The sequence below is a fragment of the Flavonifractor sp. An91 genome (assembly GCF_002159225.1).
Classification (GTDB): domain Bacteria; phylum Bacillota; class Clostridia; order Oscillospirales; family Oscillospiraceae; genus Flavonifractor; species Flavonifractor avicola.
Genome location: NZ_NFHA01000005.1, coordinates 25,814 through 42,253, shown reverse-complemented (window position 1 = coordinate 42,253; position 16,440 = coordinate 25,814). Strand labels below are relative to the sequence as shown.

The 16,440-nt window shown below is 38.8% G+C and carries 15 protein-coding genes; 3 read left to right on the top strand and 12 right to left on the bottom strand.

The annotated features are described in order from the left end of the window. Nucleotides 1-291: 291 nt before the first annotated feature. From B5G42_RS04765 to B5G42_RS17720, 11 genes are all read right to left on the bottom strand, one after another. Entirely contained in the window at nt 292-1,038 is a 747-nt protein-coding gene (locus tag B5G42_RS04765; protein ID WP_140399783.1) for a hypothetical protein, read from the bottom strand. A 99-nt stretch (nt 1,039-1,137) separates the two neighbouring features. Further along, the gene (locus tag B5G42_RS04760; protein WP_087267198.1) at nt 1,138-2,691 is read right to left on the bottom strand and encodes an AlwI family type II restriction endonuclease; all 1,554 of its coding nucleotides are present in this window, start codon (nt 2,689-2,691) and stop codon (nt 1,138-1,140) included. A 17-nt stretch (nt 2,692-2,708) separates the two neighbouring features. Continuing rightward, the gene (locus B5G42_RS04755; protein ID WP_087267195.1) at nt 2,709-3,761 is read right to left on the bottom strand and encodes a DNA cytosine methyltransferase; all 1,053 of its coding nucleotides are present in this window, start codon (nt 3,759-3,761) and stop codon (nt 2,709-2,711) included. A 14-nt stretch (nt 3,762-3,775) separates the two neighbouring features. Beyond that, nucleotides 3,776-3,985: a helix-turn-helix domain-containing protein gene (locus B5G42_RS04750; protein ID WP_087267192.1), complete on the bottom strand. Its 210-nt coding sequence runs from the start codon at nt 3,983-3,985 to the stop codon at nt 3,776-3,778. A 146-nt stretch (nt 3,986-4,131) separates the two neighbouring features. Then, on the bottom strand, nt 4,132-4,584 hold the full coding sequence (locus B5G42_RS04745) for a hypothetical protein (RefSeq protein WP_087267189.1): 453 nt from the start codon (nt 4,582-4,584) through the stop codon (nt 4,132-4,134). 350 nt (nt 4,585-4,934) lie between these two features. Continuing rightward, a complete protein-coding gene (locus tag B5G42_RS04740) occupies nt 4,935-7,913 on the bottom strand; it encodes a leucine-rich repeat domain-containing protein (RefSeq protein WP_087267186.1) in 2,979 nt (992 codons plus the stop codon). Between the two features lie 154 nt (nt 7,914-8,067). Continuing rightward, nucleotides 8,068-8,370: a hypothetical protein gene (locus tag B5G42_RS04735; RefSeq protein WP_087267183.1), complete on the bottom strand. Its 303-nt coding sequence runs from the start codon at nt 8,368-8,370 to the stop codon at nt 8,068-8,070. Next, nucleotides 8,371-8,994, bottom strand: a complete 624-nt coding sequence (locus B5G42_RS04730; protein WP_087267180.1) for a hypothetical protein — start codon at nt 8,992-8,994, stop codon at nt 8,371-8,373. 40 nt (nt 8,995-9,034) lie between these two features. Next, nucleotides 9,035-9,685: a hypothetical protein gene (locus tag B5G42_RS04725; RefSeq protein ID WP_087267177.1), complete on the bottom strand. Its 651-nt coding sequence runs from the start codon at nt 9,683-9,685 to the stop codon at nt 9,035-9,037. Between the two features lie 64 nt (nt 9,686-9,749). Continuing rightward, nucleotides 9,750-10,166: a hypothetical protein gene (locus B5G42_RS04720; protein ID WP_087267175.1), complete on the bottom strand. Its 417-nt coding sequence runs from the start codon at nt 10,164-10,166 to the stop codon at nt 9,750-9,752. Nucleotides 10,167-10,296: 130 nt separating this feature from the next. Further along, entirely contained in the window at nt 10,297-10,548 is a 252-nt protein-coding gene (locus tag B5G42_RS17720; protein ID WP_162611036.1) for a hypothetical protein, read from the bottom strand. A 96-nt stretch (nt 10,549-10,644) separates the two neighbouring features. Between B5G42_RS17720 and B5G42_RS04715 the strand changes: the two genes are divergently transcribed. From B5G42_RS04715 to B5G42_RS04705, 3 genes are all read left to right on the top strand, one after another. After that, complete coding sequence (locus tag B5G42_RS04715) at nt 10,645-11,601, top strand: helix-turn-helix domain-containing protein (protein WP_087267173.1); 957 nt, start codon at nt 10,645-10,647, stop codon at nt 11,599-11,601. A 28-nt stretch (nt 11,602-11,629) separates the two neighbouring features. After that, entirely contained in the window at nt 11,630-13,630 is a 2,001-nt protein-coding gene (locus tag B5G42_RS04710) for a recombinase family protein (protein ID WP_087267170.1), read from the top strand. A 260-nt stretch (nt 13,631-13,890) separates the two neighbouring features. Then, nucleotides 13,891-14,760 carry a YifB family Mg chelatase-like AAA ATPase gene (locus tag B5G42_RS04705; protein WP_242961132.1) on the top strand — a complete coding sequence of 290 codons (870 nt, stop codon included), beginning with the start codon at nt 13,891-13,893 and terminating at the stop codon, nt 14,758-14,760. 62 nt (nt 14,761-14,822) lie between these two features. Here B5G42_RS04705 and B5G42_RS04700 read toward each other — a convergent pair whose 3' ends face one another. After that, nucleotides 14,823-16,424: a peptide chain release factor 3 gene (locus B5G42_RS04700; protein WP_087267167.1), complete on the bottom strand. Its 1,602-nt coding sequence runs from the start codon at nt 16,422-16,424 to the stop codon at nt 14,823-14,825. Nucleotides 16,425-16,440 lie beyond the last annotated feature (16 nt).

The window sequence follows — 16,440 nt, the reverse complement described above, 5'->3', positions numbered from 1 at the left end:
CTTTATTAATATTAGATTTCACATGCTACAATTTATGTTCAAATAGGTTTATCAACTGTCCTTCAAATTCAAAAATCAATGAGACATAAGCAATTATTTTTTTTGTGAAACAAAAAAAGATGTGCTGCAAAACAGCACATCTAACACGATCTATTCTTTTATATCACACGACCCCTCAGATTGACCCAGGAGGGGGTTTAAGGTCATAGTAGGGTCAGTACACCAACCAAGCAAAGAACCCTTTACAAGTCGTTATAGGGGCTTCTACAACAAAAGAGAGGTAGGATAAACCTACCTCTGAAAGAAACTCTTTATTTTCTCTATGATACAAGCAATAAAACCTTTTTCCTCTTGCTCAATAGAAACCTGCTTAACATACTGCTGCTGAGTTTTACCCGTATAGGGATTAGGATACTCAGAGAGATCTGGAGGAGAATTGTGAAGCATATATTCTATGATGACCTTCCAATCTTTCTGAAGGTCATTAAACTCTACACCAAAATTATCTGCCTGTAATCTGGTATGAGTCCCTGGAATGCAATCACCCTTTCGCAAAACCATTACATGTGGCATACCCGCTTTTAATTTTGTAGTGCTTATACAACCCACTAAATCTACAGAACCCTTGGGAACATCTACTTTCATATCCCAATCAGTTTTACACATAAAAAAGGCATGTGGCAATTCACCTTGTTTTTGACGAAAATTCAGTTTATTCCATTCAATCAACAACCAATGACCTATACGAGTTGACTTTACATCTATATGCCACCCATTGATTTCTACATCATTATCATCCCATTTACCTCTGGAATAAACCTCAAAATCTAACGGTATTTCAAGATTAAATTGCTCTTTTAACATCTTTGAAATGGCTACCTCTGCCATTTTACCTATCAAATTATCTCTTGCTATCTCTGATGTTTTACGAACATCTGTATCAGATTGACCAAATTCTATACCTTGCTGACTACCCGCTGAATCTAATGAAAACTGCCAACATTTATCTAATTCTTCTTGTGAAAGAAATATCCTCATAAAGACCACCCTTTTTAGAATACCATAAAATAACGAGTGGTCATAGAGGTAAATAAAAAATGGGGGTTCAACGAACCCCCATTTTTTGATTTTTTGACATCAAAAATCAGTCATTAAAACCTGACGATTTAGAGAAAATAGGTCTCTTAATGTCTTATGAGTATAACCCTTATCAGAATAACACTCAACTAATTTTATCATTGTAGAAACACTAAAACCTGAACCATTTACACCTGTTTCATCTACTATCGCACGAACCTGAGAATCAAAGTTCTTCCCAAAACCACCCGCTATATAACTGAAAAAGGCAAGAGGAGCAGCAGAAGAAGAATAACGACCCAAGTTTTCTATATAGTTATGAACCATTCTGTTATGATGGTCATTACTGATTGTGTACTTCGAGTAGGCTTTATTATCTATAATGGCCTGATAACCCTCTACATCTGAAACCAACAAAACATCTGGTGTTAAACCTATTGGACCAACATGCTTTGCTTCAAAACCAAAAACATCTTGGAATAACTCAACTGTCGCTTTCTCAAAAGGTGTTGCCTCATCACGACCCTTAAAAGCCATTTCAAAATACTCTGTCATAAAAGCACCAACAGAACCACGAGGATACAATCTCAACAAAGTTTCCTCTACCAATTTATCATCAAATCCTGTCTGCTCTACTATACGATCTACAAGAGATGGAGTGATTTTAGAAATTGGTCGTTTCAAAGACTCACCAATATAGGCTTGTCGTATTTTCTGCTCTGCTATGATTTTTGCTGTTATTGTATGAGTACCCGTAAGATTTCTATTATCTTTCTTATGTTTCGGGTCTAAACCATACTTTCTTTGAAAATACTCATGCTGGTCTGGACGGTCTATAAAGGGAGGTACTTCTGATAAAATCTCTGTTACCTCTGCTCTTTTTTCTTCAAGAACCCTTATTTGACCTGCATCTCTTTCTATAAACTGACAATAATCCAACCAATTAATCAAAGTATTGGATAAGTCCATCAGATGACTAAAAGGATGCTCTGGATTGACAGAACCCTTTGACGGGGCATACTTCTCAAAGAAATCATCATCTAAACAAGCATCACCCTTACTACGAAACTCATGAATTCTATCTACTATCTTCTCATAGCATTTATCAGTCTCATTCTCTGCTTCAACAACAATTATCTTTGCTATCTCTTCCTCTGTCAAATAAAGAACCCTATCATCCATCAATAACTTTAATAGAAAACGAAAAGGTCTTATCTTAAATCGTGAAGAGACCTGAACCCCTCGACTTAATGAAAAAGACGAGGGGAACTGGTATTTTAAAACTTGATTTTTTAATACTGCTACTGGACTTTCACCATTCATTATGGCTTCACCAGCAAGAGTCAATTTCATTTTATCTGTTGATTCCTGAGTGAAAATCAAACCTAAACTCATAACCCAGGCTTTATAAGTACGGGCGCCACCACCTGTCTGATCCCGTCTCTCACCCTTTCGCTTTAAACCTGCTGATTCCAATGCTTCCTCAAACGAAAGATGGGAGTCTCGTTGACCTTGCCACTCTTGGTCCAAAGAAATCTCTGCAAAAGTTGATAATACCTCTGGTATTGAATTTAACTTCCTTTTAGGTCTTGTGACCCACCAATAGTTCAGCAAGACAATAACCCCCTTTCTTATTCTTTCAAATTAGTAGGCACAGAATCATAAGAAATACCCGCAAAGGTCTTCAAAATAGCCTCAAAAATTATCTTAGCACCCTTGCAAGGAACTGCCATACCAATTTGCTTTCTTACACTTTCCTTACTACCCATGAATTCATAAGTATCTGGAAATGTCTGCAATCTTGCTCTTTCACGATTTGTCAAAGCACGAGGCTCAGAGTAGTGATAAATATGAGTACCACCACCACCACTACCCGTTACGGTATAAGCCGGTTTAGAAGGGTCAAGTCTTTTATATATCTGACTTATCTTAGCACCCTTCACTTTCAACTGTAAATGCTCTGGAAGTTCAGCAGTAAAAGCATTTTCACCTGGCTTGATATAAGTAAGTCTCTCTACAACCTTGCTATTTTGCTTCGTCAACTCATTATTCAAAGCACCTGCAGGAATAGGAGGTACTTCCAAAGCAGTCTTACAACTGTTATCTATGTCCTTATAAGGGGCAGGAGAAGGGACCTTATACTCATACGGTAAATCGTCTCTTATACCTACGATAATGACCCTATGACGAGCCTGAGGAACACCATACTCCTCAAACTTATACAAATGAGGATAAATCTTATATCCTGCTGCCTTTAAGTCACTCAATATCTTCTCAAAAGCAGAACCCTCATTTGCACTTCTCAAACCACCAACATTTTCTGCTAAAAACCACTGAGGATGATACTTCTTTAAAACCTTGACACCATAGGTATAGAGAGGTCCATAGGTGCCATCAAAACCCTTCTGTTCTCCTACAACACTAAAATCATTACAAGGAAAACCAAAAGCAAGAGCATCAATAGAACCCAAACTATCTATATCCAACTTACGAACATCACCACACTTCACACTATCAGGGTCAGTAGGACAAATATTATGAGTGTAGGTCTCACAAGTTGAAGCATCATAATCATTTGCCCAAGCATGCACAATCTTATAAGCAGGATCACCTATATCAGCATTCATAGCACCCCAGGCCAAACCGCCAGGACCACAAAATAATTCACCCAAACGAAAAACCATTATCCTTAACCCCTTTACACTTTTTCACCATTACTTAACACAAAACTTCGCTCAAAAACTGTATTTGTCGCATCTGCTATCTGCTCTAACTCAGAAATCGTAAAACTTTCTCTTTTCATCTTTGCATTAAAGTTTTGAGGACTTTGACCCGTTCTACGAGCCAATTCAGCAGCAGAAATATTCAAACGACCACATAACATACGAATCTGTTCTGAAATCGTCATGACTACACCACCTTTTCTAAAGTATAAAACATAAAGTTGATACTGTCAATTTTTATTTTAAGCAACATAAAAAATCGGGTAGTCAAACTACCCGATCTCTCTAAAGGAATTGATATTATTATGGAAAAAGATATATATAAAATAAATCACAAAGATTTATTTACTATGGGGGACTCCAGTAGCAAAACAGAGCTACCAAACAAACTTATTAAATTTGTTTGTAGAGTATCAAAACAAGAACCATTGGAAAAAACAGAAGGATTCACTATACCAAAACGATCTGATACTTCATCTTTCTTAAACTTCAACATCCTCATATAATTTGCTAAATTATTGGACTGCTCCGCACTCCAATCACCATCTTTATAAGTGAATAACAGATATTTTGGTAATTTGTAATCTGTCGTTAAAAAAGATGCTGTTACTTTCTCTTTATCTACTGCGGACTTCGTGAAAACCAACGAACCATCTTTATCCTTATAGTAAAAGGTGTCACTGGCTATCTTCGCTATATCATATTCATCCACAGTCTCATAACTTTCTACAGGTTTGCCCAAATGCAAAGCACCTATTATACTAAATAAATCTAATAAACACATTGATTTTCACCACCTCATAAAATATTGAAAGGATTGATTTTTCAAGAGATATTAAAGAATTGAAGTATATTTATCATTCACTTCTTCTACATCAACATAACACTCTCTATATAATATAGATTACACATGTCTAATTTTATATCTGTTTTTATATATCAACTGTCCATCTATTTAATATAACTGTCAAAAAACTTTATATAACAATCAAATAAAGACATTGATGATTTTAACCTCAAGGCACATCTTCCTAAATCAAGTTTAAAGACCCTACACGGACATTTATAATAGGGGGTGGTAAGATACCACCCCCCTACTTAAAACAAGCACACAAGTCATATACGACCCTTATATTAAATCTTATCAAAATCAACTGTAAAAACTATGGCTGCAACATTTTCATGTAAAGCAACTTTTTGAGGAGGTAATTTTGCTTCAAAACTCAATTCTTTGCTTTCCTTGTTCTTTATTACACTACTTAAACTTTCACTCATTTCAACAATTCCATTTGAACCCACATTAACTCCATTTATTTGAAGTCCTAAAACCTTAGAAGAAGCAGGCATATTATTATAATCATCTGTAAAATTACCCAATTTCCAATCAGTAGCAGTATTTACTTTGATATGTGTAATAATAACTGGCCCCATAGCACACTCATTACTTATAACATAGCCTTGACCTGTTGTTACTAAACCCTCAGAATTCATATTTATATTTATTCTAATTGGTACTGTTACCTTAAACATAGTAGGTACAGCATTTAATATAATACTAATTTCCTCTGAGGTAGGTAATACAGACTCATCAATATCTATACCGCCTGTATCTCGATCACCCTCAGCAGTAAACAAATAATACTGACCATTATCTATAATATAATCTGATACCGAAACTGGAGTTATAGGATTTCTATTTTGACTATCACATACAATAAAATCTTCTGAATTCTTTATCACATAACCATAAGTTTCATCGTTCACCACTCTAAACTCATTATTCACATTATATTCTGTTAAAGACCAATTTTCCCAAGTAATATTAGGAGAAGATATATGCAAGTCAATTTCAACATTGAAATCTATCATTTCTTTACCCATATCATCTAAGAATACTATTTCTGTTGGTTCTGGCATTAATTCAGCACTTTCTAATAAATCCGTATTATTTCTATATAAAGCCACATAATCTAAATCATTTGACAAATGCATTGAACTCTGACCTACACGATTATAAATACGAGTATCAAAACTAACCATACCACCAACTGTTCTATTTCCATTATAATTATCTGTCATGCTTTTTAAGGGAGCCCCTTCAAAAGCAGTTCCCTCTAAATGCTCTGTAGTTGATGGTATAGATACTTCTGTTATACCCGTATTCTTAAAAGCACCTATATCTATAAACCATAAACCCTCATTGAATTCAACAGATGTTAAAGAACTACAATCCTTGAAAGCCTCTATCTCTATAATCTGTAAACTTGAAGGACAAGATAAACTTGTAAGAGCAGTATTTCTAAAAGCACCACCCTCTATTGTTTCTAAACCCTCATTTAAATCAATAGTAGATAAGTTTGAACAATCAGCAAAGGACAATTCACATATTGTTTTTAAACTATCTGGAAAAACTACGGAAGTTAAAGGAGTTGCCCTAAAAGCCTCTGAACCTATAGAAGTTAAACCATTTGTAAAAGTAACAAACCCTAATGAAGGACAATGCCAAAATGCTCTATCATCAATATTTTTTATATTTTCTGGTATCACAACAGAAGTTAAACCTGATTCTTGACAAAAACCCCAAGATAAACTTTCCAAACTACCCGTCAAATCTATCTCCTGCAATTTGCTACAACCTGATAAAACACTATCTCCAACAGAAACAACAGACTCAGGCAAGTCAAAAGAAGAAATCTCACAACCTGAGAAAGCACTACTCCCGATTGATGTAATATCATCATGCAAAATTATCTCCAATATAGAACTGCCCTGAAAACAACCCGCAGGTATCTCTGTTACAGTAGAAGGTATTCTAATACTGGATAAAGGCAAATAATTTGTAGAATAATTGTAAGCATTAACATTAGCAAAAGCATTATCTCCAAGGTTTTTTAAACCCTCATTTAATGTTAAAGTACTTGTCTCCAAATATCTAAAAGCATCATTTCCAACAGTTTCTACACTTGAAGGTAAAACCACACTTGGAATTATACTTGTATTAAAGCAATACGAACCGATTGTTTTTAAACCCTCATTCAATTTTAAATTTGTTATTCTTGCTTCTCTAAACATATAATCAGATAATCTTTCCAAACTACCTGGTATTTCCAAAGTACAATTTATTCTTGAATTACTAAAAGCATAATTCTCAACATGATTTAAAGTCGTAGGTAAACTAATACTTTGATACACTTGTGTTTTATAAAAAGCACGATCACCTATACTCTCTACACCATCTGATAAAATTATATTTGATACACTTGAATCATAAAAACAATAAGCAGGGATACTCTTTAAAGTTCCAGGAATTGTAACAGAACCTAAACTACTTTTCTCAAAAGCATTAGAACCCATTTCTGTTAAACCCTCATTTAAAACAATTGATGTACCTGCATTTTTTATTGCAGAAAAAGCATAAGAGCCTATACTTTTTACAGATGAGGGCAAACTAATATTTCCTAATCTGGCACCTGAAAAGGCATACGAACCTATTGTCAATAAACCCTCATTGAAGTTTATTTTACCAAAAGATGAAGATTCAAAACCACTCTCTTGTATTTCCTTTAAACTTTGAGGTAAGGTCAAAGTCTCACAAACAACTCCATAGAAAGTATTAGGTCCAACAACTTCCAGATTCTCAGGAAGGGAGAGCAAAGCAAATCTTGAACCATTGAAAGCATAAGCCTCTATATTTGTTATTGTTGATGGCATAATAAAATTTAATTCATCACTACCAAAACCCATTAAACTAAAAGATTTTAAGGTTTTTAAACTTGAAGGTATTGAGATTTCTATAGGTTTTATACCATATAAAGAATAAGAACCCAATTCTGTTATACCATCTTCAATAACTAATGTTTCTACTTCTCCTATCTTAAAGTCATACATAGGACTATCACTATAACTATTATAACTTTTTATGACTCCTGAACCTGATATTCGTAATTCCTTTGTATCCTCATAATAAGTTGCTATAATACTACCATCTGAATTCACAGATAAATCTACCTGAGGTACAACATCAGCATATACATTAAACCCAAAACAAGATACTAAAACTGAAAGCAAAATCAAAACACTTAAACCAAAACTTATTGATATTTTCTTTTTCATAATACACTCCTCCTCAGTGCTATTTTTGAAGTTCCCCCTTTCAGACAAATATAAAAATATATGTCCACTTTTATTTATATATGACCTTTTTTATTATAAAAAAAGGGTTGATGTTTTTTAAATCATCAACCCTTTTTCTTTTTCTTTATATCTTTCATATGCTTTCTTTTATTTCTCCAAGATTATAAACTTCATTCATAGCATTAAAAAAGCAAACTTTATACTGCTCATTGCCACAATAATAAAAGTGCCATTGTTCATTTTTATACTCAGCCATTAAATTATAATTAAAAGTTGGATCATACACAGCCAAGCGACTACAACCCCTCTCATTCACTTCACTAATCAATTTTAATATATCCATTTTAATTACTTCTGTGATATGAGAGGTCTCATCCGCAGAATCATCCTGTTCTACAATCACATCAAACCCATCTGCTCTATCTCTAATATACATTTATTCAACCCCTTCATAATTTAAAGCACAATTCTTAATTGACTTATACAGATCAGGATACAGGAGACTCATTACTCGACTCACATCATAACAAGCATTAACGAAACTCCAAAGTTCTTTTTCTACCTCAGAAGAACCGTCAATACCCAAAATATGCTTAACTCTTGCATCTGACAGATAAAATTTGAAATTACTATCAAAGCAATCTTCCTTAGAATCCTTTCCACTTTCATTGTAATCATTCTGGAGTTCTCTCATTGTAGTACTCAAAGAGGTCATATTCTTCTGCATACGACTTGCAATATCCTCTAAAAAGGCTTTCATCACACTATTATTATAAGCATCCGTTAGATTCCAAAGCAGATAAACCAAATCAAACGGTACATTATAAACATCAGATTCAGACAATCCTTTATACTCCAAAAAACCTTTAATATCAAAAGATGTTCTACTTTTCTCTAACACCTCAATACCCACATCTACGATAGAGGTCAAATAAATATCATCAATTTGTGCTTTCTTTTCTACCCAATCCGCTTTTACCTCTTTGATACCCACTTCCTTAGAGGTAGCATCATTTACCATAGCAGCATAATTCACCAGAATATCCTTATAACTAAACATTTTAATATCTCCTTTTTCTTTTTTATTTCTTTGTGTAGAATCACTCTACATAGTCACCAAATACGGACTTTTTAAGTCTGTTATAAAGGTCAGAGTACATATATCTCATAGTGATAGCAATACTATACTGATTAGAAAAATCTTTCCAAATATCAAACTCTTCATCTGTCAGAACAGAATCAAAACCCAACAATTCACCAAGGTCAAAATCAAAAACAAAGGATAAGTAGTAGTCAAAAAGTTCTTGCAAGGTAAGACTTTTCAAATCAGTAATGTTATCCATTACTTCATTTAAAAAGGTTTCTCTATTAAAGATTGTCATAGAACCCAAGTTTTCAGACCATAAACCCATAATTTTATCCAGACACTCTTTAACAGAAGAGTCTTCCTTGAATGTTTCCAAAATCTTAAACAGAGAAATTACATCATCCAAACCATTCACATAACAACCGTTATAAGTAGGAAACTCACCTGTTTCAAGGAACTTCTTCATATCAAATCGCTTTTTACTTACTGTCATCATTCTAATACCCACATCTACAAGGGCTGTATCAATGGATACTTCCATCTGCTGCTTCTTGATTTCCCAATCTTTCTTTACCATAGTAGCACCCTTTTTCTTAGTAGGGGCATCCATCATCATAGCACCATAAGTCATCAGAATATCCTTATAATCAAACTTATTATACATTTTTTATCTCCTTTTCTTTTTTATTTTCTAATTTGTTTTTTTCAGAATGTAGGGTGAAGTTTGTTCACCCTACATTCTCCATACGAACCTGCATAACAACGAACGAGTTGCAGAAGTCACAGCATCTTCCGTGATTCATTGCAGGAGCAGGATTGTTTCCAAAATCAGTATGTACTTCACCACAAATACAACAAGTGTAAGGCTGAGGTTTAAACTTATACTCATAGGTAGGCACAGGAATTCCTTTAGACTTAAAATATTCTTCCTTAGCAAACTTATTGAAATCCCTCTGCATTTGGAAGCTAAACTGGCAATCCTCAGGATTCAGACAAATGATTTCTCCCTTTTCATCATACCCAAACTTCAGTTCTACCTCAGAGTCTCGCTTAGCCTCCAGCAGTTTCTTTCGAGAAAGCATCGTACCATTGGCCAGCTTAATAATGTCCTTATTCACCTTGTTCATCTTGTTAATCTTCTTCATTTTAATTTCTTCCTTTCAAATTTTTATTTTCTTTTATTTTTGATTTCTTGATTTTTTGACATCAACTACAGTAGAGTTCGCTTATTAGATTTTTGGTATCATTTCGGACCCTCCCTCTTGCTCTTTTTATCTATTGCAAAAAGTGATTTGTCTTTTTTGATTTTCGCAAATCTCTTTTGTGCTTCCCAGTATAACCGATGGGATTCTGCTTGTCAAGACTTTTTTTCAAATTATTTTTTGCTTTTTTATTTTTCGCAAATTGTTTTTGACTTTGTAGCCCCAGTATAACCGATGGAATTCCATTTGTCAACCCCCTAAATAAAAAAATATTTACTTTTTTTACGAAAGCCAAATATTTTTTTACTTCGATTCCAGGCATCATGCCCAGCAAAACTTAATTTGCATTCTCATGCAAACCCCAAATTATTCTTGACTTTTTAAAAATGGACAAATAGAATGTTTATAGGAGGTGCTGATTATGGAGCAAGAAAAGTTCAAAGAGCGATTTAACTGTCTTTTAAATGACCAAAGATATATTCCGCTTGACCCTAATCTCAAGGAGATTAAGGAGAAGAAGAAAAAAATAACCCCACCTGACCTTTTAAAAACAGGAAAGTTTGACTGTTCTGGACAGACAATTAGGAATTGGCTTTCAGGTAAGAGTGTACCTAATAGCACTAATTTGGAAGTATTGGCAGAACTTTTTGGAGTATCTACAAGTTGGCTAAGTGGATATATAGATGCAAGTAAGGCTGATGAAGTTGATAACTATGAACCCTTCAAAAAACTGGGTTTCTCTTATGATGCATGGAAGTCACTAACTGATATGTATGAGAGTTTTTCCAAAACATCTGCAACCCCTCAGGATGCAACTAACAAAATGGCTTATACTTTGTATGGTATCAACACTATTTTAGAAACTATAAGTAAGATAGATTTTTACAGTACCATACACAAAAAGCCTTTTGGTAATCCTTTCACAACTCCATTTCATACAGATACTTCATATGACATCCCCATTCTTACTGAATTAAGTGATTTCCTGGATGTTGAAAATCCATTTTTCGTTGCTACACTCAATGATTTTTTGGATTTGAGAGGTTATCTGGAGGATAGAGATTATTTAAATAGTGAAGATGAAAAGGTTCTTCAAGACTTCTGCACTCATCTGTTAGATTACAGTCCTAAACGACTAATAAACCCTGTTGAAAACGACCTTATTATTATGGGTAAACTAACAGACAAGATTAAGCAGTTCAAACTTTTCAAAATCAAAGAGGAACTGCAAAGTATCATTTATGAAATAACAGATGATAAAAACAGAGATTTTAGAGAAAAACTTGCACCAGAAGAACTGGAGGGCATTGATGATGACCTCAGTAAGAAGTACCATTATCTCTATTCTCTGTTTATGTACTACTCGATAGACAGATAAAAAAACCTTTTAAGTAGGAGGTGGAGGGATGCCAAGACCACATATAATCACAATGACAGGCTATTATCGTGTATCTACGAAAGCAGAAGCACAGCAAACCAGTTTTAAAAATCAACCTGCTTATTTTAGAACCCTATTGAAAGACCCTAAATACAAGAATTACAGACCTGCTAAGAAGTTTTATTGTGATTGGGGACTTTCTGGAACTAAATTAAATCGACCTGGTTTTGTTGAAATGCTTGAGGATGCTGGACTTGATGTAGAAATTGAAGACAGAGACGATATCCCACATCCCAAGTACCCAGACAAAGTTATGAAACAAAGACTATATAAGGTCTCTGTTAACCCTAAGAAAAAACCTAAATTTGAAGAAATCTGGATCAAAACAACAAGTCGTTTTGCTCGTAACATTAATGCTTATGAAATCCTTATGACCCTCAGAAATGCAGGTGTCTTTGTGTATTTCATCAGCAAAGACCTTTCTACAAGAAATCTTGAAGATATGCCCGCTATCAGACAATGTTTGAGTGAAGATATGTCCTACTCAGAGCAGTTATCAAGAGACGGGAAGATTAAGCAGCAACAGTTTGAAGAAGAAGGCAGACTTTTAGGATGCCCCTTCGGATATGACTACCACAAAAAAACTAAAACTACTTTACCTTACTACACGATAAACCCCGTAGATGGTGAAGTAGTTAGAAAAATGTTTGAGTATTGCATACAAGGATTGGGGTCCAGAAATATCAGTAAAAAACTTGCTGATGAAGGACACCTTACAAAAAAGAAAAAACCCTTTGCTGTATCTACTATCAAAAGAATACTATCTAACGAAAAGTATATGGGTTTAAATAACTTAGGAAAATTGACAACTGGAGACCTTTTTCAAAAGTTATCAACCCCTAAAGTCCGTGAAGATTATGTAGATAGACTCTCTGAAAACGAGGGATTACCCGCTATTGTTACACCTGAAATCTGGTATGCAGCACAAGAAGCATCTAAAAGCAGAAGAACCATAGCAGATGATAGGCCCATTGGATTACACAGACCCGAACACGATTATAAAAATCTTTTAGTTTGTGGTTTTTGTGGTAATCACTTTATTTATGATAACAACAGCGATAGAGGATTCTTTAAGTGTGCTACAAAAGCAAGAAAAGGTATAAATGCTTGTAATTGCAACAACCTTTTTATGTATAAACTTGAAGATTACCTAACTTCACTCCAAAACGGAGGACTTCACGATCTAATTCAACAGGACTTTGAAAACACTCTTTTAACCCTTATCCGTTTAATTGAAGATTATTTAACAGCACTAAAAGACCCTCAAAAATTAAACTCTGACAATACTGACCTTGAAAATCTACATCAAGAGTTAGATGTTCAAATTACCGCAAGAGACCAACTACTCAATTTACTTACAACGGGAAAATTGAGCGAAAGTGGTATTGCTACCTTTCAAGAAAAGATTCAAAGCATTGAATTTGAAATTCAGTTGATTGAAGATAAAATCAGAGATATTAAGACCCCATATAGTAATTATATGGATTGTCTAAAAAAACTCTTTGAAACTGTCTTTGATGAACTTAGACTTTTTGAAACCAAAAAAGAGACTTATACCCGTCAAGAAGTTTTAAATGCCTTGAGTTATATTAAAGTTTATGGAGAAACAGCCAATTTCAGAGGGGGTAGACCACCTATACCCGTTCTTATACCCATCCTTAAAGAAACAGAAACATCACAAGCACTCATACGAGTTGGGTATAATACCTTCAACTACAAACTTTATAACTCCTTCAGCAACTATGACCCAAATGCTTCTATTGAATGGGGAGCAGAGAGAAGAACTGAAAAGACAGATTATGTACAAACCAAGTACATTTTATCTTCTAATGCTTTCATAAGACCCAACGGAGATTTAGGATACATAAAAACTTTAGGTATTGAAGGTATTTCTGAATTGCAGCAAATAAAAGCACACATTGATGAACTCTACAACGAATTCAAAGCACTTACTCAAAACCAACCATAGAAAAGACCCATTACAGATTTGTTCTGTAATGGGCCTTTTTATTTCTTGTAAAACACATAAAAGGTAAGTATAATAGACTTGACATCTTGATGTCCTGCTACATAAATATACGGTCAAAGTAAGGACAAAAAATAAAATGGACTTCGGATTAGGGGAAAAAACAGACCCCCTAAAAACAACCATTTCATTTTTTACATAAGGGCAAAACCCTTGATATTACTTACTTTTTCCAAACCGTGAGGATGTAGCATATCATACTAATGGTGGGCCCGCCGGGCTCGGGCAAGTCCATGCTGGCCCGCCGCCTGCCCTCCATCCTGCCCGACATGACCCGCCGGGAGGCTCTGGAGTGCACCGAGGTCCACTCGGTGATGGGTCTGACCAGCGAGGACCAGCCCCTGCTCACCCGGCGGCCCTTCCGGGCCCCCCATCATACTGTCTCCGCCATGGGCATGGCAGGCGGAGGCTCCACTCCCCGGCCGGGAGAGATCTCCCTGGCCCACAACGGGGTGCTCTTTCTGGACGAGCTGCCCGAGTTCCATAAGGAGGTACTGGAGACGTTGCGCCAGCCCCTGGAGGACGGGGTCGTGCAGATCAGCCGGGTGGCGGGCACGGCGGTTTTTCCCGCCCGGTTCATGCTGGTATGCGCCATGAACCCCTGCAAGTGCGGCTGGTACGGCACCGACCGGTGCCGCTGCTCCCCCCAGGCGGTGGACAAGTACCTGAGCCGGCTGTCGGGTCCTCTGCTGGACCGGATCGACCTGTATGTGGAGGTGCCCGCTCTGGACTTTGACCAGCTGTCCCGGCGGTCCGACGCGGAGCCCTCCGCCGTTATCAAGGCCAGAGTGAACGCCGCCCGGGCCATCCAAACCGTTCGCTTCGGGCCGGAGGGTCCCGACTGCAACGCCCATATGGGGCAGCAGGAGCTCTCCCAGTTCTGCCGGCTGGACGAGGCGGGCACCGCCCTTATGAAAGGGGCCTTCGACCGGATGGGCCTGACCGCCCGCAGCTACGACCGCATCCTCCGGGTGGCCCGCACCATCGCCGATCTGGATGGGGCGGAGCACATCGGGGTGGACCACCTGGCCGAGGCCATCCAGTACCGGGAGAGCGCCTCCCTGAGGCGGTAGGCCTAATAAGCACAACAAAAAATGCGGCCCGGAACAGAATTTGTTCCGGGCCGCATTTTATTTTAAAACTTGGTGCCGCCGAACTCGTGGAAGGTGAGGTTCTTGTTGCGCTCCTCGGTCCAGTTGATGGCCCACTGGGATCCGAACAGCAGCAGCTGGTTACCCTTGTAGTCCTCCACCAGCTTGGTGTCGGTACCCAGGTTCAGGTCCTCCTCCTTCACCGGCTGGCCGTCCTCGGTCTCGATCCACCGCAGGTACTCGTAGGGCAGACCCTCCATGTAGAGGTCCACGTTGTACTCGTTCTTCAGGCGGTACTCCAGCACGTCGAACTGCAGGGTACCCACCACGCCCACAATGACTTCCTCCATGCCGGAGTAGGGGGTCTTGAAGATCTGGATGGCGCCCTCCTGGGCGATCTGCTCCATGCCCTTCAAAAACTGCTTGCGCTTCATGGTGTCCAGGGAGCGCACCCGCTTGAAGTGCTCGGGGGCGAAGGTGGGGATGGGGTCAAACTTGAACTTCTTGGAGGCGGTACACAGGGTATCGCCGATGGAGAAGATGCCGGGATCAAACACACCGATGATGTCGCCGGCGTAGGCCTCCTCGATGATCTCCCGCTCGGCGGCCATCAGCTGCTGAGGCCGGGACAGGCGGATCTTCTTGCCCCCCTGGACGTGGTAGACCTCCTTGTCCGCCTCGAACTTGCCGGAGACGATGCGCATGAAGGCGATCCGGTCCCGGTGGGCCTTGTTCATGTTGGCCTGGATCTTGAACACGAAGGCGGAGAAGTTGTCGTCCATGGAGTCGATGACCTCGTCCCCCGCCTTTCGGGGCAGCGGGGCGGTGGTCATCTGGAGGAAGTGCTCCAGGAAGGGCTCCACGCCGAAGTTAGTAAGGGCGGAGCCAAAGAACACGGGGGACAGCTTGCCGTGGCGCACCCGGTCCAGGTCAAACTCAGCGGCGGCGCCGTCCAGCAGCTCGATCTCATCATTGAGCTGCTGATGGAGCCGCTCCCCGATGAGGCCGTCCAGGTTGGGGTCGCCCAACTCCACCTCGGTAGCGGTGGCGGCTTTGGCGCCGCCGTTGGAGGTGAAGTGGATGATCTTCTTGCTGCCCCGGTCGTACACGCCCTTGAACTCCTTACCGCAGCCGATGGGCCAGTTCACCGGGTAGGTCTCGATGCCCAGCTCCTTCTCCAGCTCCTCCAGCAGTTCAAAGGAGTCCCGGGCCTCCCGGTCCATCTTGTTGATGAAGGTAAAGATGGGGATATCCCGCATGGCGCACACCTTGAACAGCTTCCGGGTCTGGGCCTCCACGCCCTTGGCGGCGTCGATGACCATGACGGCGGAGTCGGCGGCCATCAGGGTACGGTAGGTGTCCTCGGAGAAGTCCTGGTGGCCGGGGGTGTCCAGGATGTTGATGCAGTAGCCCTCGTACTGGAACTGCATGACGGAAGAGGTGACCGAGATGCCGCGCTGCTTCTCGATCTCCATCCAGTCAGAGGTGGCGGCCCGGGTGTTTTTCTTGCCCTTGACCTGTCCGGCCTGGGCGATGGCCCCGCCGTAGAGCAGGAACTTTTCCGTCAGGGTGGTCTTACCGGCGTCGGGGTGGCTGATGATGGCAAAGGTTCTGCGCCGTTTGATTTCAGATTCGTATTGAGACAAGGTATGGTTCCTCCTT